Origin of the sequence: Rhodoplanes tepidamans (assembly GCF_030813915.1) — a bacterium.
Classification (GTDB): domain Bacteria; phylum Pseudomonadota; class Alphaproteobacteria; order Rhizobiales; family Xanthobacteraceae; genus Rhodoplanes; species Rhodoplanes tepidamans.
In genome coordinates this window covers 107,802-127,054 of record NZ_JAUSUJ010000010.1, presented here as the reverse complement: position 1 = coordinate 127,054, position 19,253 = coordinate 107,802, and the positions used below count along the sequence as shown (strand labels likewise).

Here is a 19,253-nt window from a genome sequence, read left to right as displayed (position 1 = left end):
CCGTTTTTCGTCATGTCGTCGAGCCGACCCGAAACCGCAGTCGCGCCGAGCGCCAGCACCGAGGTGGTGTACGACACCACGTCGGCCGTGACGCTGGATGCCGCGACGCACGTCGAGACGACGCCGGCCGGCGTCGTCGCCGGCGTCGGTCCGGGGGCGGCCGGCGAGGGCGGCTGCCACGCCGGCGTCGACGAGATGCGCAAGGCGGCGGCCGCGGCCGGCAAGACCGAGACGCTCGACCGCTACGCCGCCGACTATCCGGTCGGCCCGCACGACCAGCCGCAGTCGATGTGCCCGGCCTTCGGCTCGCTGCGCGTCGGCCTGCGGATGCGGCGCACCGCGACGGTGCTGTCCGGCTCCGCCTGCTGCGTCTACGGCCTCACCTTCACGTCGCACTTCTACGGGGCGCGGCGCAGCGTCGGCTACGTGCCGTTCAACTCCGAGACGCTGGTCACCGGCAAGCTGTTCGAGGACATCCGCGACGCCGTCCACGCGCTCGCCGATCCGGCCCGGCACGACGCCGTGGTGATCATCAATCTGTGCGTCCCGACCGCCTCGGGCGTGCCGCTGCAGCTCCTGCCCAAGACCATCAACGACGTCCGCGTCGTCGGCATCGACGTGCCGGGCTTCGGCGTGCCGACCCATGCCGAGGCCAAGGACGTGCTGGCCGGCGCGATGCTCGCCTATGCGCGCGCCGAGGCCGAGCAGGGCCCGGTCGCGGCGCCGCGCGGCGGCAGGAGCGACAAGCCGACCGTGACGCTGCTCGGCGAGATGTTCCCGGCCGATCCGATCGGGCTCGGCATGATGCTGGAGCCGATGGGCCTGGCCGCCGGACCCGTGGTGCCGACCCGCGAGTGGCGCGAGCTCTACGCGGCGCTGGACTGCGCCGCGGTCGCCGCCATCCATCCCTTCTACACGGCGTCGGTCCGCGAGTTCGAGACGGCGGGCCGCAGCATCGTCGGCTCGGCGCCGGTCGGCGTCGACGGCACGGCGGCCTGGCTCGAGGCCATCGGCGCGGCCTGCGGCGTCGCCGCCGACAAGGTCGACGCGGTGAAGGCCCGGATGCTGCCGGCCATCGAGGCCGCGCTCGCCGCCAATCCGGTGCGCGGCCGCATCACGGTGTCGGGCTACGAGGGCTCCGAGCTGCTCGTCGCCCGCCTGCTGATCGAGAGCGGCGCCGAGGTTCCCTATGTCGGCACGGCGTGCCCGCGCACCCGCTGGTCGGAGAGCGACCGCGACTGGCTCGAGGCGCGGGGCGTGAAGGTCCAGTACCGTGCTTCGCTTGAGCAGGACCTCGCCGCCGTCGACGCCTTCGCGCCGGATCTCGCGATCGGCACGACGCCGGTGGTGCAGCACGCCAAGCAGCACGCCATCCCGGCGCTCTACTTCACCAACCTGATCTCGGCGCGGCCCCTGATGGGCGTCGCCGGCGCCGGCTCGCTCGCCGTGGTGGTCAACACGGCGATGGCCAACAAGGCGCGGTTCGACGCCATGACCGAGCTGTTCCGCGGCGTCGGCACGGGCGACGCCGCCGGCGTGCACGAGGACGTGCCGAAGGCGCGGCCCGAGTTCCGCGAGAAGGTGCGGCGCCAGCTCGCCGCCCAGGCCAGGAAGCGCAAGGCGGAGGAGATGATCTGATGCTCCTCCTCGATCACGATCGCGCCGGCGGCTACTGGGGCTCGGTCTACGTGTTCACCGCGGTGAAGGGCCTGCAGGTGATCATCGACGGCCCGGTCGGCTGCGAGAACCTGCCGGTCACCGCGGTGCTGCACTACACCGACGCGCTGCCGCCGCACGAGCTTCCGGTCGTGGTCACGGGCCTCTCGGAAGAGGAGCTCGGCAAGCACGGCACCGAGGGCGCCATGCACCGCGCCCACAGGGTGCTCGATCCGGATCTGCCGTCCGTGGTGGTCACCGGCTCGATCGCCGAGATGATCGGCGGCGGCGTGACGCCCGAGGGCACCGGCATCAAGCGCTTCCTGCCGCGCACCATCGACGAGGACCAGTGGCAGAGCGCCAACCGCGCGATGGCGTGGCTGTGGAGCGAGTACGGCTCGAAGAAGGTGCCGGACCGCAAGCCGCGCCAGCCCGGCGAGACGCCGCGCGTCAACATCATCGGCCCGTGCTACGGCACCTTCAACATGCCGTCCGACCTCGCCGAGATCCGTCGCCTGGTCGAGGGCATCGGCGCCGAGGTGAACCTGGTGTTCCCGCTCGGCACCCATCTCGCCGACATCCCGCGGCTCGCCGACGCCGACGTGAACGTCTGCATGTATCGCGAGTTCGGCCGGCTGCTGTGCGAGACGCTGGAGCGTCCCTATCTGCAGGCGCCGATCGGCCTGCACTCGACGACCAAGTTCCTGCGGACGCTGGGCGAGCTCACGGGCCTCGATCCCGAGCCCTTCATCGCCCGCGAGCTGCACACCACCGTGAAGCCGCTGTGGGATCTGTGGCGCTCGGTGACCCAGGACTTCTTCGGCACGGCGAGCTTCGGCATCGTCGCGACCGAGACCTACGCCCGCGGGGTTCGTCATTTTCTCGCCGAGGAGATGGGCCTGCCGTGCCACTTCGCGGTCGCGCGCTCGGCCGGGACGAAGCCCGACAACGCCGCGGTGCGCAAGGCGATCCACGAGAAGACCCCGCTCGTCCTGTTCGGCTCCTACAACGAGCGCATGTATCTGTCGGAGATCGGCGGCCGCGCCGCCTTCATCCCGGCCTCGTTCCCGGGCGCGATCGTGCGGCGCCACACCGGCACGCCCTTCATGGGCTACGCGGGCGCGACCTACCTGGTGCAGGAGGTCTGCAACGCGCTGTTCGACGCGCTCTTCCACATCCTGCCGCTCGGCAGCGCGCTCGATGCCGTGGAGGCGACGCCGTCGCGGCTGCACCGCGAGCTGCCGTGGGAGGACGCCGCCAAGGCCGCGCTCGACCGTCTGGTCGAGCGGCAGCCGGTGCTGGTGCGCATCTCGGCCGCCAAGCGGCTGCGCGACGCCGCCGAGCGCAGCGCCCGCGCCGCCGGCGAGGAGCGGGTGACGGAACGCCGTGTTCTCGGCGTCGACGCCGCGGTGATGGGAGAGACGGTATGAGCCCGTTCCCGCACCCGGCCGCGACCGCCGCCATTTCGACAACCGATTCACGCCGCGCGCCTGCGCCGGCGATCAGTCATTCAACAGGAGGGCATCCTCATGGCTGAGAGAACCGAGCACCTCTCGCATCGCCTCTTGGCGGGCCATTCGGCGAAGGAGGCGATGGACTATCGCCTGATCTTCGCGGCGGCCTTCGTGGCCTTCCTGCTGGAGGCCATCGGGCGTCGGCTCCTGGTGCGTGTGTCGCGCATGAGCCAGGCCACCGGTGACCGGTCCGTCATCGCCGAGGCGCGCGCGGCGGCCAGCAAGTACGTCCCGTTCGCCTTCATGGGATGACGGACTGACCAAGAGCTTCGCCCGACGCTGCCGGGCGAGTGATCGTCGTGGCTCGCCACGACTTCCCAAGCCGCGCGGGATGGGCGCGGTAACGGCCGCAAGGCCTTTCATCGGAGAGTATCTCCATGGCTGATAAGTCTCTGTCCGGTCTGACAGAAGCGGAAGCGAAGGAGTTCCACAGCGTCTTCGTCTCCAGCTTCCTCGGCTTCGTCGTCGTCGCCGCGATCGCTCACGTCCTCGCGTGGATGTGGCGCCCGTGGGCGAAGAACGCGTCGGTCGTCGACGGCGTGAACGTGGCGGTCAGCCACCTGGCCTCGTACCTGTCGTAGGAGGGAAGAACAATGTGGCGCGCTTGGCTTCTTTTCGATCCGCGTCGGACGCTGGTCGCTCTGTTCACGTTCCTGTTCGGGCTGGCTCTGCTGATCCACTTCATCCTGCTCAGCACCGACCGGTTCAACTGGCTGGAGTCCCCGCGTGCGAAGCCCGCCGCGGCGGCCCAGAATGCTCCGCTGCCGGCGAAGTAACATCGACCAAGGACGGCGGACGAGTCGCCAGCGTTCTGCTCGGCTCGTCCGCCGCCGATGTGCAATGAGCAGGCAGGCCGCGCGCGAGCCTGCCGGCCGGTGTCGATCGGGGGATCCCAACAATGGCCATGCTCAGTTTTGAACGAAAATACCGCGTCCGTGGAGGTACGCTGATCGGCGGGGACCTCTTCGACTTCTGGGTGGGGCCGTTCTATGTCGGCTTCTTCGGAGTCACGACGGTTTTCTTTACCTTCCTCGGCACGGCACTCATCATTTGGGGCGCGGCCCTCGGGCCGACCTGGAACCTTTGGCAGATCAACATCGCACCGCCGGACTTGAGCTACGGGCTCGCGCTCGCTCCGCTCAAGGAAGGAGGGTTGTGGCAGATCATCACCGTGTGCGCGCTCGGCGCGTTCTGCTCCTGGGCCCTGCGCCAGGCGGAAATCGCCCGCAAGCTCGGCATGGGTCTCCACATCCCGGTCGCGTTCAGCTTTGCCATCTTCGCTTATGTCGCCTTGGTCGTCATCCGGCCGATTCTCATGGGCGCCTGGGGGCACGGATTCCCCTACGGCATCATGAGCCATCTCGACTGGGTGTCGAACGTCGGGTACCAGTACCTGCACTTCCACTACAATCCCGCGCACTGCATCGCGATCACGTTCTTCTTCACGAACGCGCTCGCGCTCGCGATGCACGGGTCCCTGATCATCTCGGCCGCCAATCCCAAGGCGGGTGAGGTCGTGAAGGGAGCGGAACACGAGAACTCGATCTTCCGGGACACGATCGGCTACTCGATCGGCACGCTCGGCATCCATCGTCTCGGCCTGTTCCTGGCGGTCAGTGCGGCGTTCTGGAGCGCCATCTGCATCATCATCAGCGGCCCGTTCTGGACACGTGGCTGGCCCGAGTGGTGGTCCTGGTGGCTCGACCTCCCGATCTGGCGCTAGGAGGGGGCTCACATGGCCGAATACCAGAACATCTTCACCCAGGTGCAGATCCGCGGTCCCGGTTACGCCGGCGTGCCGGTGGAAGGCACCGCGGGTTACAGGGTGGGCCAGGGGTTCTTCTCCTACTGGCTGGGCAAGCTGGGTGACGCCCAGGTCGGACCGGTTTATCTCGGTTGGACAGGCATCGCCTCGCTGCTCTGCGGCTTCATCGCGTTCGAGATCATCGGTCTGAACATGTTCGCCTCGGTGAACTGGGATCCGATCCAGTTCGTCCGGCAGCTGCCGTGGCTCGCGCTCGAGCCGCCGGCGCCCGCCTACGGCCTCCGCATCCCGCCCCTCAACGAGGGCGGATGGTGGCTGATGGCGGGGTTCTTCCTGACGCTCTCGATCCTGCTCTGGTGGGTGCGGGTCTATCGGCGCGCGCGCGTCCTCGGGATGGGAACCCATCTCGCCTGGGCGTTCGCGTCGGCGATCTTCCTGTACCTGTCGCTCGGCTTCATCCGCCCGATCCTGATGGGTGCCTGGGCCGAGGCCGTTCCGTTCGGGATCTTCCCGCATCTCGACTGGACGGCGGCGTTCTCGATCCGCTACGGCAACCTGTTCTACAATCCCTTCCACATGCTCTCGATCGCGTTCCTGTATGGCTCGGCGGTGCTCTTCGCGATGCACGGCGCGACCATCCTGGCCGTGAGCCATTTCGGCGGTGAGAGGGAGGTCGAGCAGATCGTCGATCGCGGAACGGCCTACGAGCGGGCGGCGCTGTTCTGGCGCTGGACCATGGGCTTCAACGCCACGGCGGAATCCATCCACCGCTGGGGTTGGTGGTTCGCGGTCCTGGTCACCCTGACGGGCGGCATCGGCATCCTGCTGACCGGCACGGTGGTCGACAATTGGTATCTCTGGGCCGTGAAGCACGGCGTGGCACCGATGTATCCCGCGGTGTTCCCGTCCGTCGCCGATCCGACCCTGGTTCCGGGAGGCTAGTCATGAGCGTCTTCACGATGCGACTGCTGGCCGGGATTTCCGCAGCCCTGGCGCTGCTGCTGGTGGTGTACGCCTTCGAGTTCCCACCGGTTGACAGCGTCCAGCGCGGTTATCGCGGGCTCGCGATGGAGGAGAACTCCAATCCGCGGACCGACCGGGCCAAGGTGAGAGCCAACCAGCTGCCCGAGCCGGCGCCGGCCACCGATCCGGCCGGCCAGAAGGCCTCGGAGGTCTACACGAACGTCAAGGTTCTCGGGGACATGGACGCCAACGAGTTCCTGAGGCTGATGACGGACATGACGACCTGGGTGTCGCCCGAGCAGGGCTGCGCCTACTGCCACGACGAGAACGATCTCGCCGCGGAACGCCCGTACACCAAGATCGTCTCCCGGCGCATGCTGGAGATGGTCCGGTACATCAACGGAAGCTGGAAGACGCACGTGGCCGACACGGGCGTCACCTGCTGGGCCTGCCACCGTGGGCAGCCCGTCCCGGCGAGCGTGTGGTATCTCGACTCGCCGAAGACGGCGCGTGGTGCGGCCGGCAATCTCGCCGGTCAGAACGTCGCTTCGGCGGCGGGCGGCATCACGGCTCTCCCGGTCGACCCGTTCACGCCCTTCCTCAAGGACGCGAACGAGATCCGGGTGATCTCCGGCACGGCGCTTCCGGCGGGCAACCGGGCGTCGATCAAGCAGACGGAATGGACCTACAGCCTGATGATGCACATCTCCAAGGGGCTGGGGGTCAACTGCACGTACTGCCACAACTCGCGGTCCTTCTTCGACTGGGACCAGAGCACTCCGCAACGCACCACCGCGTGGTACGGGATTCGGATGACGCGTGACATCAACACGCAGTTCCTCGAGCCCCTGACCCCGCAGTTCCCCGCGTCCCGCCTCGGGCCGCTGGGAGACGTCGCGAAAGTGAACTGCGCCACCTGCCACGAAGGCGTGAACAAGCCGCTCTACGGCGCCAGCATGGTCAAGGATTATCCGATCCTGATCGGGCCGGCTCCGGCACGGACGGCGTCCGCCGCTCCGGCGGCAGCGAAGTGAAAGCCTGAGCATGGCCATGCGGGTCGCCCACGGGCGGCTCGCCGGCGATGCGGCGGACCGCAACGCGACCGGCGTCGTCGACCCTCGGGCCGACGACGCCGATTTCGTCTTTGGGGGGCCGGCGACGCCCGCCGCGATGCGCGCGCATCACGATCGGTCCCGGGCCGAGTCCGGCCGCGATAGCGGACCGGCCGTGCTCGCGATCCGGCCGCGCAAGCGGATCGGCTGCGCTAGGAGCCCGGCCGTGCTCGCGGGCCGGCGGGACCTGCTGGTCGCGGCCGCGCGCACGCCCGTCGAACACGGCCGCAGGAGGCGGGACGCCGCCGGGACGGAGCGTCGCCGGGGCGGAGCGCCGCGAGCCGGTGCTCCAGGGTTTCCGCGCAGCCGCCCTGCGGCTCCGGCATTGATTTCCGCCCTGTCCTGACGTCTAGTCCGATCCGGTACGGAGGCCACATGACGGACGACGAGGCGACGTCCCGCCGGGACGACGAGGCCGCAGCGGAGACCGAGCAGGACACCGGGCCGGCCACGGCCGTGCCGGACCCTGCGGAGATCCGGCGCATCGGCCTCGCGAACGCGCTGCGCGAGGTGACGGCACCGCTCCACCGCCGGGCCGAGAAGGCCGGCGTCATCAGCGACATCGTCCGCGGCCGCTCGAGCCGTGCCGCCTACACGCTGCTGCTGCGCAACCTGCACGCCGTCTACGAGGCGATCGAGCGCGGCCTCGAGCGCCACCGCGACACGCCGGCGGTCCGCCTGATCGTGCGGCCCGAGATCTATCGCGCCGACGCGATCGCGCGCGACGTCGAGACGCTCTGCGGCAGCGCCGCGGCGGCGCGCGCCGTGCCGCTGCTGCCGGAGGGCCGGGCCTATGCGGCGGCGGTGGCCGAGTCCGCCGAGGGCGACGGCATCCGCCTGATCGGCCACGCCTACACGCGCTATCTCGGCGATCTCAGCGGCGGCCAGACGGTGAGCCAGGTTCTCGCCAAGACGCTCGGCCTCGACGTCGGCATGCGCAATCTCTACCGCTTCGCCGGCATCGACGGGCTCGAGGCCTACAAGGACGACTACCGCGCGGCGATCGATCGCGCCGCCTTCGAGACCGACCGCCCCGACGCGATCCTGGCCGAGGCCATGCTGGCGTTCCGGCTCAACATCGCGCTGTTCTGGGCGGTCCAGGAGGCGGCCGGCGGCGCTGCCGCGCGCACCCCGGAGCCGGCCCCGGCCGAGTAGGCCGCGGCTGCCGGACGACGGACTGCCGCCGGACGCCGCGTCGCCGCGCCGGCCCGGGCCGAGCCGCTCCGGCGCGCCGCGCCGTCAGGCCTCGCCCGGCCCCTTGCGGCTGTGGCCGTCACCGTTCGGCTCGCCGGGCCTGTCGCCGCGCTGGCCGCCCTCGTGCCCGTCGTCGTGTGCGACGTCTTGGGCGCCGGCGGCGTGCGAGGCGAGATGGGCCAGCACCTCGGCGGTGCGATAGACCGAGGCCTGCACGCTGCCCAGCATCTCGGCCATCCGGGTGGTGTCGAGCCCGTCGGTGATCTCCAGCGCCGCCAGCTGGGCGTTCTCGACCACGGGCGAGAGCAGGGTGCGGTAGATCTGGTCGGCCTTCGGCTCCAGCCGGGCGGAGAACAGGGCGTTGCGGTCGACCACGCTCTCCTGGAAGCGGTTGCGGGCGCTCTCGGCCGCCTTGCGCTCGGTCAGGTCCATGAACAGCAGCACGAAGCCGAGCACCTTTCCGGGCGAGGAGAACACCGGGTCGGCGCGCACCAGCAGCTGGCGCGGATCCTCCTGGCCGGCGGCGAGCTGCACCTCGCCGCGCCAGGTGCGGTGATAGGCGGTGAGGTCGAGCATGCGCTGGCGCACCTCGGCGGCGTCGACGAACAGCGGCACCAGGTCGTCGATGGTGACGAGCCCGCCCTGGGTCAGCGGCAGCAGGCGGTTGAAGGCGCCGTTGCACAGGAGGATGCGCCCGGTCGCGTCGGCGATCACGGCCGGCTGGTCGGAGACCAGCACCTGGCTGCGCACCGTGTCGAGCTGGTGCTGGGCGATCAGGAAGCTGACGGCGCGGAACTGCAGCACCACGTCGGTGACGGTGTCGCTGATCAGCCGCGCCGCGGTGAGGTCGGCCGAGGTCCACGAGTCGCAGGTGCCCTCGACGAGCTGGTGCCACTTGGCGAAGGACCGCCGCGGCGACAGGTCCTTCGGCGAGGCGCCGACCTCGACCGGCTTGAGCGGGTCGCCGCCCCAGGTGACGGTGCGCACCCGCTCGGGCCGGAACCAGATCAGGTACTCGCCCGGCGAGGGCGACACCGGCGTCGCCAGGATTCCGCTCGCCACGGCGGCGCAGCGGGCGAACTCCGGCATCTCGGCGCCGAGCGTCGAGGTGGCGTAGAGCGGCACCCGCGGCCGGCCGTCGAGCCACGCCCCGATGGCGCGCAGGTCCGGCGTGCCCGGCACCTCGCCCGTGGTGAGGATCTGGCCGTCGTAGAGCAGCGCCGCGCCGGTGGCGTTCACCGGCGTCAGCAGCGCCTGCGAGTTGTCGAACAGGGCCATGCGCCAGTCGCCCTCGCGGGCGATCGCCTCGATCATGCGCTGCTCGAGCCGGCGCACCGACAGCTCGGCCTGCGCCTGGACGAAGCTCTCCAGCGCCGCGATGCGGGTGGCGATCGCCTCGGCGAGCAGCTCGCAGACGGCGCGCACCTCGAAGGAGACGAGGCGCGGCACGTAGTGGTGGCAGGCGACGAGGCCCCACAGCTTGCCGCCGACCATCAGCGAGGCGACCATGGTGGCGCCGACGCCCATGTTCTTCAGGTACTGGATGTGGATCGGCGACATGCTGCGCAGCGTGCACAGCGACATGTCGAGGTCGGTGCCGCTGATCGGCGACAGGCGCGGCACCAGCGGCACCGGCTCGTAGGCGATGTCGACCAGCACGCGCACGCGGTTGCGCTGGTAGAGCCGGCGGGCGATCTGCGGGATGTCCGAGGCCGGGTAGCGGTTGCCGAGATAGGGCTCGAGCTCCGGCTCGCGCTGCTCGGAGAAAACCTGGCCGTGGCCGAGCTCGTCGAAGCGGTAGATCATCACCCGGTCGTAGCCGGTGATCGTCTTGTAGATGCGGGCCGCCTCGTCGCACAGCGCCCGCACCGAGGGCGAGCCGAGGATCGCCTGCAGCGCCTTCTCGATCCGGGTCGCCAGCGGCAGGGTGGCGCCGGCCTCCTCGAGCTCGATGATCACGCCCTCGCCGGGCGGGCGGTGGACGAGCACGTCCCAGCCGCGGCCGCCGAACCGGCAGCGCAGCACGTGCGGAATCGAATCGAGCGGCTCGCCGAGATGCGGCGCGATCGCCTCGGCGAGCTCGGGCGCGAAGTCGGCGACCCGGCGTCCGAGCACCGGCTCGGCGAGGCCGAGAAAGTCGGCCGCGTTGGCGCTCGCCTGGACGACGACGCCGTCGCTCTCGCGCATCATCATCAGCGCGCCGTGCGGCTGGATCGATTGCGCGAGATGGATCTGCTCCAGCTCGCAATTCGACAGGTCGGCCTGTCCGAACGGCGGGATCGAGAGTGGCTCGCCCAAGTCTCCGTGCTCCGGTGTCGTTCTCGTACGTCGATCGGACCCGTCGGCGGGCCGACCCGGGCCGTTCGTGCCCGTCGCCGGACACACTCGGGACTTAATCTAACCGAAAGTGAGGCTCACTCGTCCAGCATTTGCGGCGAACGGGAGTGAAATCGGCGGCCGGCGGTGGAATTCAACCTTTCCCTGATCCGCCCGCGGGCGGGTCGTCGCCGAGGTCGTACCGATTCAGCTTTGCATACAGGCTCTGGCGCGACAGGCCGAGGAGCTCGGCCGCCGCCGTCCGGTTGCCGCCCGCGAGGTCGAGCGCGGCGCGCACGTAATGGCGCTCGACCACCCCGATGGTGTCCCGCACCAGCTTGCGCAGCGAGGTCTTGCCGATCTGCTCGGTGAGCGGGCCGAGCGCCGAGATCAGCCGGTTGGCGTCCTCGGCCGGCGGCAGCCGCCGCGCCACGTCGCGCAGGATCACGCCGATATGCGGGTTCGCGGCGTCCCCCGTGCCGGCCGCCGAGATCTCGACCTCGGTGGAGGCGCCGAGCTCGCCGTGGATCGTGGTCGAGAACAGCCGGACGAAGCGTTGCCGGTGCACGTTGGCGAGCAGCACGGTGAGGTCCGCGCCGGGCCGCCACAGCCAGCGGCCGAGCCGCTCGCCGACGACCAGGCCCTTGGCGCCGACCTCGACGAGATCGAGGAACGCCTGGTTGGCGCGCCGGATCACGCCCTCCTGGTTGATCACCACGAAGCCGTCCGGCATGCGCTCGATCAGGTCCTCGACCGACAGGCGGTCGGCCTGGGCCGGCATCGGCAGCGGCGCGCCGACGGGCGAGAGCTGGACCAGGAAGATCGGGCCCGGATCGGAGGTCATCAGCGAGGCCCGGACCAGGCAGGCCTTCCGGGTCTGGCCGAAATGCATCACGATGCCGGGCGCCTTGCCCTGCTCGCGGACCCGCAGCAGCATCGCCTGCAGCAGGTCGCGCTCCTCGGCCAGCACGTCGGCCAGGAAGTCGCGGCCCGCGATGCTGTCGGGGCGCGGCCCGACCGCGCCGAGCGCCTGCACGGCGGCCGGATTGGCCTCGATGATGCGCAGGTTGGAGGCGCGCAGCAGCAGCACCGCCTCGGTGGAGGTGTGGAACAGCAGCCGGTAGCGGGTCTCGACGTCGCGCAGCTTCCAGTAGTCGCGCTCCATCGTCTGCTGGGCCGCGATCAGCCGCGATTGCAGCTCCGCAACGGCCTGCAGGTTCTTGCCGATGGCGAGCAGCCCGGGCCGGCCGCCGAGCAGGACGGTCGTGTACTCGATCGGCAGCTCGCGGCCGCTGGGAAACTTCTGGGTGACCTGCCGGAACGCGGACACGCCCGTCTTGAGGGCGTCCTCGACCATCCGGCGGACCTTCTCGCCGCCGATCTCGGTGACGGTCTCGACCCACGGGCGCCCCAGCCACGCCTCGACACCCTTTTCGGAGATCGAATCGGAGAGCGTGACCTCGCGGATCACCCCGCTCATGTCGAGCAACAGGGTGACGTCCGGCTGCGAGATGTTGAGACTGGTCATGGTCGCTCGATACCGAAAACGTTACAGAGGCGACCGCGCGCTGCCCTCGATGATCAAGAAATTTCGACCACCACGATGGTCTCAGCGGGAGCCCGGCGGCACAGGGGTTCGCTCACCAGGGGCGAATCAGTATTGTTCGGATTCCCATTCCTTGCGTGTCAATTGGACCCGTCGCCAGCGTCCGTCAATGGAGCTATTGCGTATTGCTTCGTAAATCAAGTTGCGCAGCATCAAAACAGCCCGGCATTTTCGCCGGGTGTCGCAACCTTGACGGATGATGGTGTCGTTCGGGACTGTCGGTTGTCGTGCGGCGGCTAATCTTCCCGTATTGATTGTGGCTTTGGACAAGACCTCGCGACGCGTGTCGCGAGGTCGGCCAGATGGGCGACCAGGGCGCCGAGCAGGCTCGCCGCCACCCACACCCAGTCGGCCCCGACCAGGGCGGCCCGGACGGCGAGCAGCAGGAAGGCGCCGGCCGCGAGGTTGGGCAGCAGCACCGCGAGCCGGGGCAGGCGCCCGGTCGACCGATGCAGCAGCGCGAGGCCGATCGTCTCCAGCGCGACGAGCGCCAGGATCAGGTCGACGACGCGTCCGCTGGCGAAAAGGTCGCGCATTCCCGCCCGATCAGCCGAACGGCCCGTTGAGCTGGACCACCGTCCAGGTCAGGTAGGAGGCGATCGTCACCCAGGCCAGGTAGGGGAAGAAGAACAGGCTCGCGAGCTTCGAGTCCTTCAGCGGCGTGACCACCAGCAGGAAGACGGCGAGCCACAGGACGCCGACCTCGTACAGCGCCCAGTCGGGCCGCTGGCGGGCGAAGAACAGGAAGCTCCACAGGACGTTCAGGCCGCCGACCAGGACGAACAGCGCGACCGCGACGGCGCGGCGCCGCTCGCAGGCGATGTCGCGCCAGGCGAACGCCATGCCGATCACCGAGAGCGCGAAGACGCTCGTCCAGACGATCGGGAAGGCATAGTCGGGCGGCTGCCACCACGGCTTCTTCAGCGCCTGGTACCAGGCGCCGAGCTGGGTCAGCTCGCCGCCGATGGTGGCGACCGCCGCGGTGAACAGCGCGGCGAGCAAGAGGGGGCCGAGGAAGCCGCGCGCATGCGGCTCCGGCTTCAGGTCGACGCGAAGCGTCAAGGGTGAGCGAGACCGCACAGCGAAGCAATGTCCTTGAAGAAGATCCGCACGTGAGCCGCGGGCTTGGCCCGGACCAGCTCCTTGTTCATGTAGGCCTGCCAGGTGAGCCGCTGCACATCCGGATCGCGGCACATCCCGACGAAACGCTCGCGCGTCCAGTCGCTGCGATACCAGAAGCGCTGCAGCAGTCCAAGGATGAAGAACACCCGGCCGTGGGCTTTCATGAACCGCTTGCGGGCGAGGGCGAGGGCGCGCGCGTCCCCGGTCGCCAGCGCCTCGTCGACCGCCTCGGCGGCGAGCCGGCCGCCGGTGAGCGCGTAGAAGATGCCCTCGCCCGAGGCGGGCGCCACCACGCCGGCGGCGTCGCCGGCGAGCAGCACGTCGCGGCCGTTGTCCCAGCGCTTGAGCGGATGCAGCGGGATCGGCGCGCCCTCGTGCCGGATCGTCGCGCAGGCGTCGAGCCCGGTCGTCCGGCGCAGCTGCGCCACCGCCTCGCGCAGCGCGAAGCCCTTCCTCATCGAGCCGGTGCCGATGCTGGTGGTCGCCCCGTGCGGGAAGATCCAGGCGTAGAAGTCGGGCGACAGCGGGCCCTGGTAGTAGACGTCGCAGCGCGCCGGATCGAAGTCGGCGACGCCGCTGGCGGGCGACTCGACGATCTCGTGATAGGCGAACACGTGCGGCACCTGGTCGGCGCCCGGCACGGCCTGGCGGCCGACCTGCGAGATGGCGCCGTCGGCACCGATCACGGTGCGGGCCCGCACGCTGACCGAGGTGCCGGCCGCGGCGTCGCGCGGCCGGTAGTGGACGAGCGACAGGCCGGAGTCGTCGCGGCCGAGCCTCTCGAAGGTGCCGGCCCGGCGGGTGGCGCCGGCTGCCTCGGCGCGCTCGCGCAGCCATTCGTCGAACGGCCCGCGGTCGACCATGCCGACGAAGCCGCCGTCGATCGGCATGTCCACCTGGCGGGCGGATGGCGCGATCATCCGGGCGCCGGTGATCTTGGCGACCAGCATGTGGTCGGGAATCTCGAACTGCCGGATCGCCACCGGCGGGATGGCGCCGCCGCACGGCTTGATGCGGCCGGCCTTGTCGAGCAGCAGGACGGAGCGGCCGCGGCGGGCCAGATCGGTCGCGGCGGTCGCGCCGGCCGGGCCCCCGCCCACCACCACGGTGTCGAACGTCTCCACTGCAGCCATGGTCACGACCTCCCTGCCTCGGCGGGCGCATACAACGCCTCGCCCTGACTCGTATCGACGGTGCTCTCCGGAATGCGGCCGGGATGCACCCGGGCGGCCAGCACGGCCGAGACCAGGAACAGCGCGGCTTCGAGCGTGAAGACGGTGGCGTAGGCCGTGACGGGCGAACCGAGCAGGGCGCGGGCGACGTCGCTCGCCAGCGTCCCGAGGAAGCCGCCGACCCCGAACGAGATCGCCTGGGCGGCGCCCCACAGGCCCATGCGCACGCCCTCGCGGTTCTCGCGGCCGTTGCTGGCGAGGCCCATCATCGACCCGATGGCGGCGACCGCATAGGCGCCGTTGGTGACGCCGAGCATGAACACGCAGGCGTGCAGCGGCCAGCCCGGTCCGGCGAAGGCGCCGAGCGCCAGGCTCGCGAGCGCCACGGCGGACGCGATGCAGCCGCCGATGCACCAGCCGCGCATCGAGGCGAGCGCCCGGCCGAAGCGGCCGGTGCCGGCGATGCCGACCGTCACCATGCCGACCAGCACGCCGGAGTGCTGCAGGCCGGACAGCTTGGTCGAGTCGCCCGGGGTGAGGCCGAACACGGTGCCGGCGAACGGCTCGAGGATCAGGTCCTGGGCGCTGTAGGCCAGCATCGAGATCAGCACGAACATGGCGAAGCGGCGTGCCTCGGGCTCCGCCCAGACCTGGGCCAGCGCCTCGCGGAACGGCACCTTGCGGGCCTCCTCGCCGCGGCCCGGCGCAGCGGCCTGCGCGGCCGGGCGGGTGTCGCCCTCGACTCCCCACACCGCCGCGAGCGACAGCACGAAGGCGATCGCCGAGACGCTGGTCGCCACCGTCACCAGACGGGCCGGCGAGAACGGGTCGAGCAGGTGGCCGGCGCCGCCGGCCGTGACGATGAAGCCGACGATCATCATCACCCAGACGATGGTGGCGGCGACGGCGCGGCGATCCGGATGGACGCGCTTGGCGAGCAGCACCAGGAGCGAGGTGCCGGCGGCGCCGACGCCGACGCCGATCCCCAGGAAGGCGAGCGCCGCGATGGCGACGCCGGCGATCACGCTGGTGCCGAGCATCGCCGTGCCGGCCGCGGCGGCGGCCCCGGACAGCGCCAGCGTCGCCATGCCGCCGATGATCCACGGCGTCACCCGGCCGCCGGTGTCGGAGCCGTAGCCCCAGCGCGGCCGCAGCACCTGGACGGCGTAGTGGATGGCGACCAGGGCGCCCGGCAGCATCGCCGGCAGGGCGAACTCGACCACCATGACGCGGTTGAGCGTCGACGTGGTCAGCACCACGACGGCGCCGAGCGCGGTCTGGACGAGGCCGAGGCGGACGATGCCCAGGAGGCCGATATGGCCGGGCGGGACGGGGGTCATGCCGGGGCTCCGAACGCCGCGAGCGCCACTGCGCTCGTCATCATGCCGAGGACGTAGAGCGTGACGCCGAGGCCGCTGAACCAGGTCGCCTTGGCGATCGGGGCGGCCAGGAAGCGCATCGCGAGCGCCCCCTGTGCGACCAGCAGCAAGGTGACGATTGCGGCGTGCACGGGGCGGTCCCAGCTGGCGAGCAGCACGATCACGGCGAGCTGCGGCAGCGCCATCACGACGCAGGCGAGCCGCGCCGCGGCGTCGACGCCGAACTGCACGGGCAGCGAGCGCACGCCGGTGCGGATGTCGCCCTCGATCGACTTGAAGTCGTTGAGCGTCATGATGCCGTGCGCGCCGGCGCTGTAGAGGAAGGCCAGCGTCACGATGCGCCAGTCCGGCAGGCCGCCGATCATCACGGCGGCGCCGGTGAACCAGGCGAAGCCCTCGTAGGTGATGGCGCAGGCGGCGTTGCCCCACCAGCCGTTCTGCTTCAGGCGGACCGGCGGCGCGCTGTACAGCCAGGCGAGCACCAGGCCGACCGCGGCGGCGCCGAACACCCAGCCGCCGAGCTGGCTCGCCAGCGCGAGCGACATCGCGGTCCACAGGATGGCGAGCCAGAGGCCCCAGCGGCCCGGGATGCGGCCGGACGGGATCGGGCGGTGCGGCTCGTTGATGGCGTCGACATGGCGGTCGAACCAGTCGTTGACGACCTGGCTGGTGGCGACCAGCAGCGGCCCGCACAGCACGATGCCGGCGACCACCACGGGCCAGCGCGGACCGAGCGGCAGGCCGGACGACACCACGCCGCAGGCGAACGCCCACATCGGCGGAAACCAAGTGATCGGCTTCAGCAGCTCGAGCACGGCGGACGGCGCCGGCATCTGCATGGTCGTCGTCACACTCATGCGTCACTCGTCCTCGCGTCGCGCGTTCCTGCGCCGCCCGGTCCCCGGTGACGGCCGGCACCGGCGCTCATTCTTCGCTCTCGGCCGGCTCGCCGGCATCGGCGAGCCCGTAGCGGCGCAGCTTCACGTAGAGGCTCTGGCGCGACAGCCCGAGCATCTCGGCCGCCGAGGCGCGGTTGTTGCCGGTGAGCTCGAGGGCGGCCTCGATGCACAGGCGCTCGACCACGTCGGTCGCCTCGCGCACCAGCTCCTTGAGCGACACCCGCCCGACCAGCTCGGTGAGCTGGTCGACCGAGCGCGGCATCTCGCGGCCGGCGCGTGCGTCGGTCGGCAGGCGGCGGCCGACATTGCGGACCGTGAAGCCGTAGAAGGGCTCGGCCCCGTTGGCGACCGCGGCGGCGGAGATCTCGACGTCGGCCTGGGCGCCGAGCTCGCCGCGCAGCGTCGTCGCGAACAGCCGCACCGAGCCGATCTGGCGCAGATTGGCGACCAGCACGTTGAGGTCGACGCCGGACCGGCCGAGCCAGCGCTCCAGCGATTCGCCGCGCGCCTGCTCCTCGCTGGCGAGCTGGGCGAGATCCAGGAAGGCCGGATTGGCGGCGATCACCCGGCCGTCGCGATCGGTGACGACGATGCCGTCCGGCGCGTGCTCGAAGAAGCGCAGCAGCTTGGTGCGGCTCTCGGTGCCGCTGCTGCCGCCGTCGCGCTCGGGCAGCGACAGGCGGACCAGGAACAGCGAGGCGTTCTCCTGGCGGAACAGCGAGGCGGAGACGAACACGACGCGTCCGGAATCGACCAGACGGGCGCGGGTCGAGTCCGAGCGGCCGGCCGAGCGCACCCCGGCGAGCAGCGCCTGCACGGCCGGCACGGTGTCGGGCTCGAACGCCTCCAGCAGCGGCCGGCCGATGATGCGGCGGCCGACGTCGCCGAAGGTCTGGGCGGCCGACGGATTGGCCTCGACGACGCGCTGCGTGCCGGTGTCGACGATCAGCACCGGCTCGGGCGACATCTGGAACAGGAGCCGGTAGCGGGTCTCGGCGTGGCGCAGGCGCGTGTAGTCGCGCTCCATCGACTGCTGTGCCTCGACGAGGCGCTGCTGCAGCTCGGCGACGGCCCGCAGGTCGCGGCCGACCGCGACCAGGGGGCCGGAGGGCAGGCGGATGGCCGAATAGAGAATCGGGACGTCCATCCCGCGCGGGGAGGGATGGTTGACCTGCCGGCGCGGAGTCGCCTCGATCCCGGCCTCGCGCAGCAGGGCCTCGACCTTGGGGCGGCTCTCGCTCGTCACGGTGTCGGCGAAGGGCTGGCCGAGCAGCGGGCCGTGGCCCTCGAGGGCCGACTGCAGCTCCGGGCTCTGGCAGGCCATGTCGCGGATCACACCGTTGTCGCCGACGACGAGCGCAACGTCCGCGGCCGCCGCGACCAGGGTCGCAGCCGCCCTCACGTCCAGTTCGCCCAGCGACTCTATCGGCGCTCTGAAGCCGTTCACGTTGCGACCAAGTCCTTTTTCGAGCCGTTACCGGTCGGCCCGCCGTCCCTGGTCGCCGCGTGACGCGTCGATCACGGACGGTGGGCGAGCGCGGCGACGAGATTCTGGGCCTGAATGGGTGCCTGGCGGGCGTCGATGGCGACCGCGTCGGCGCCGACCCGCGACGCGTAGTCGGGGCGTTCGACGAAGACGCGCCCGCCGACCAGCACGCCGACCGAGCGATTGCAGGATTCGCGGCGAACCATCTGGATGGCCGAGGCGAGCGCCTCCAGCCGGGATTCGCAGCTCAACGAGAAGCCCACCACGGCGAACCACTCGTTGCGGACCATGGCGGCGAGCTCGGTCCGCGCCGGAACCGGCGCGTCCCAGACGAGCCAGCCGGCGCGGCGGAAGAACTCGGCCGCCATCGCGATGCCGAAGGTGTGCTGCTCGCCCGGCGCCGGCACGAGGAGCACCGGCAGGCCTTCCTGCTGGTGCTCGACCTCGCTGTGGAACGCGGCGCTGAACTCGCGCAGCACCCGGTGCAGGCGCCACAGGCCGAGCGTCACCTGGGTGAAGTCGCAGGTGTCGCGATTCCACAGCTCGCCGAGATGGCGCGCCGTCGGCGCCAGCACGTCGAGATAGATGCGCTCGACCGGCATGCCGCGCGCCAGCACCGCCTCGACGAAGGCGAGCGCGCCGGCGTCGTCGCCGGCGAGCACGCGGTCGGTCAGCTCGGCCACCTCGTCGGAGTCCAGCGGCTGTCCGGCGCCCGGCAGATCCTCGCAGAGGCTCGGATGCGCCAGCACCAGCTTCGGAACGATATGGAATTCGACCGCCCGGTTCACCGGAGATGCTCCCGGAGACGCGCCCGCGACGGACCAGGGCGAGTCACCGGTGCGCTGCAGGTCGGGTGCGGCGAGGCGCTCGGCGGCACGGCCGTCGCCCGGATAGCCGCTCGTCCTGACCCACCAATCCCTCGCCGCCACCTGGGGTCTCGCTTCGGCCATAGCTACGCCTCTCAACAAGTTAAAGCCCGCGGGGATGAACAGTCAAGTTTAGTTTACGTACAGAATTGTTGACACCACCTGGGAAGCATCCTAGGCTGCCTTTCTCGATGGCACGCGCA

The 19,253-nt window shown here is 70.8% G+C and carries 19 protein-coding genes; 10 read left to right on the top strand and 9 right to left on the bottom strand.

Annotation, left to right across the window (positions count from 1 at the left end):
* Positions 1 to 12: 12 nt before the first annotated feature.
* The 10 genes from bchY (at position 13) to J2S22_RS13715 (ending at position 8,165) form a co-directional block, all read left to right on the top strand.
* A complete protein-coding gene (gene bchY, locus J2S22_RS13760; protein ID WP_272775459.1) occupies positions 13 to 1,638 on the top strand; it encodes a chlorophyllide a reductase subunit Y in 1,626 nt (541 codons plus the stop codon).
* Positions 1,638 to 3,086: a chlorophyllide a reductase subunit Z gene (gene bchZ / locus J2S22_RS13755; RefSeq protein WP_272775458.1), complete on the top strand. Its 1,449-nt coding sequence runs from the start codon at positions 1,638 to 1,640 to the stop codon at positions 3,084 to 3,086. Before bchY ends, bchZ begins: the two co-directional genes overlap by 1 nt.
* Positions 3,087 to 3,185: 99 nt before the next feature.
* Complete coding sequence (locus J2S22_RS13750; RefSeq protein WP_272775457.1) at positions 3,186 to 3,422, top strand: hypothetical protein; 237 nt, start codon at positions 3,186 to 3,188, stop codon at positions 3,420 to 3,422.
* A 125-nt stretch (positions 3,423 to 3,547) separates the two neighbouring features.
* On the top strand, positions 3,548 to 3,751 hold the full coding sequence (gene pufB / locus J2S22_RS13745; RefSeq protein WP_272775456.1) for a light-harvesting antenna LH1, beta subunit: 204 nt from the start codon (positions 3,548 to 3,550) through the stop codon (positions 3,749 to 3,751).
* Between the two features lie 12 nt (positions 3,752 to 3,763).
* On the top strand, positions 3,764 to 3,946 hold the full coding sequence (gene pufA / locus J2S22_RS13740) for a light-harvesting antenna LH1, alpha subunit (RefSeq protein ID WP_272775455.1): 183 nt from the start codon (positions 3,764 to 3,766) through the stop codon (positions 3,944 to 3,946).
* Between the two features lie 122 nt (positions 3,947 to 4,068).
* A complete protein-coding gene (gene pufL, locus J2S22_RS13735) occupies positions 4,069 to 4,893 on the top strand; it encodes a photosynthetic reaction center subunit L (RefSeq protein WP_272775454.1) in 825 nt (274 codons plus the stop codon).
* A gap of 12 nt (positions 4,894 to 4,905) precedes the next feature.
* A complete protein-coding gene (gene pufM / locus J2S22_RS13730; protein ID WP_272775453.1) occupies positions 4,906 to 5,877 on the top strand; it encodes a photosynthetic reaction center subunit M in 972 nt (323 codons plus the stop codon).
* Positions 5,878 to 5,879: 2 nt separating this feature from the next.
* The gene (gene pufC / locus J2S22_RS13725; protein ID WP_272775452.1) at positions 5,880 to 6,932 is read left to right on the top strand and encodes a photosynthetic reaction center cytochrome PufC; all 1,053 of its coding nucleotides are present in this window, start codon (positions 5,880 to 5,882) and stop codon (positions 6,930 to 6,932) included.
* A 10-nt stretch (positions 6,933 to 6,942) separates the two neighbouring features.
* Positions 6,943 to 7,356, top strand: a complete 414-nt coding sequence (locus J2S22_RS13720; protein WP_272775451.1) for a hypothetical protein — start codon at positions 6,943 to 6,945, stop codon at positions 7,354 to 7,356.
* A 29-nt stretch (positions 7,357 to 7,385) separates the two neighbouring features.
* Positions 7,386 to 8,165, top strand: a complete 780-nt coding sequence (locus tag J2S22_RS13715) for a biliverdin-producing heme oxygenase (protein ID WP_272775450.1) — start codon at positions 7,386 to 7,388, stop codon at positions 8,163 to 8,165.
* Positions 8,166 to 8,249: 84 nt separating this feature from the next.
* Here J2S22_RS13715 and J2S22_RS13710 read toward each other — a convergent pair whose 3' ends face one another.
* From J2S22_RS13710 to J2S22_RS13670, 9 genes are all read right to left on the bottom strand, one after another.
* A complete protein-coding gene (locus J2S22_RS13710; RefSeq protein ID WP_272775449.1) occupies positions 8,250 to 10,502 on the bottom strand; it encodes a GAF domain-containing protein in 2,253 nt (750 codons plus the stop codon).
* 172 nt (positions 10,503 to 10,674) lie between these two features.
* On the bottom strand, positions 10,675 to 12,048 hold the full coding sequence (ppsR, locus tag J2S22_RS13705; protein ID WP_272775448.1) for a transcriptional regulator PpsR: 1,374 nt from the start codon (positions 12,046 to 12,048) through the stop codon (positions 10,675 to 10,677).
* Between the two features lie 314 nt (positions 12,049 to 12,362).
* Complete coding sequence (locus tag J2S22_RS13700) at positions 12,363 to 12,662, bottom strand: hypothetical protein (protein WP_272775447.1); 300 nt, start codon at positions 12,660 to 12,662, stop codon at positions 12,363 to 12,365.
* Positions 12,663 to 12,672: 10 nt separating this feature from the next.
* The gene (locus J2S22_RS13695) at positions 12,673 to 13,188 is read right to left on the bottom strand and encodes a TspO/MBR family protein (RefSeq protein WP_272775446.1); all 516 of its coding nucleotides are present in this window, start codon (positions 13,186 to 13,188) and stop codon (positions 12,673 to 12,675) included.
* Positions 13,185 to 14,381, bottom strand: a complete 1,197-nt coding sequence (locus J2S22_RS13690) for a geranylgeranyl diphosphate reductase (protein ID WP_272775445.1) — start codon at positions 14,379 to 14,381, stop codon at positions 13,185 to 13,187. The genes J2S22_RS13695 and J2S22_RS13690 overlap by 4 nt, the downstream gene beginning before the upstream one ends.
* 2 nt (positions 14,382 to 14,383) lie before the next feature.
* Positions 14,384 to 15,760: a BCD family MFS transporter gene (locus J2S22_RS13685; RefSeq protein WP_272775444.1), complete on the bottom strand. Its 1,377-nt coding sequence runs from the start codon at positions 15,758 to 15,760 to the stop codon at positions 14,384 to 14,386.
* Positions 15,757 to 16,656 carry a chlorophyll synthase ChlG gene (gene chlG, locus J2S22_RS13680; RefSeq protein WP_272775443.1) on the bottom strand — a complete coding sequence of 300 codons (900 nt, stop codon included), beginning with the start codon at positions 16,654 to 16,656 and terminating at the stop codon, positions 15,757 to 15,759. The genes J2S22_RS13685 and chlG overlap by 4 nt, the downstream gene beginning before the upstream one ends.
* Positions 16,657 to 16,723: 67 nt before the next feature.
* On the bottom strand, positions 16,724 to 18,100 hold the full coding sequence (gene ppsR / locus J2S22_RS13675) for a transcriptional regulator PpsR (protein ID WP_272775442.1): 1,377 nt from the start codon (positions 18,098 to 18,100) through the stop codon (positions 16,724 to 16,726).
* A gap of 116 nt (positions 18,101 to 18,216) precedes the next feature.
* Positions 18,217 to 19,113, bottom strand: coding sequence for a cobalamin B12-binding domain-containing protein (locus J2S22_RS13670; RefSeq protein ID WP_272775441.1), 897 nt, complete (start codon positions 19,111 to 19,113; stop codon positions 18,217 to 18,219).
* Positions 19,114 to 19,253: the final 140 nt, after the last annotated feature.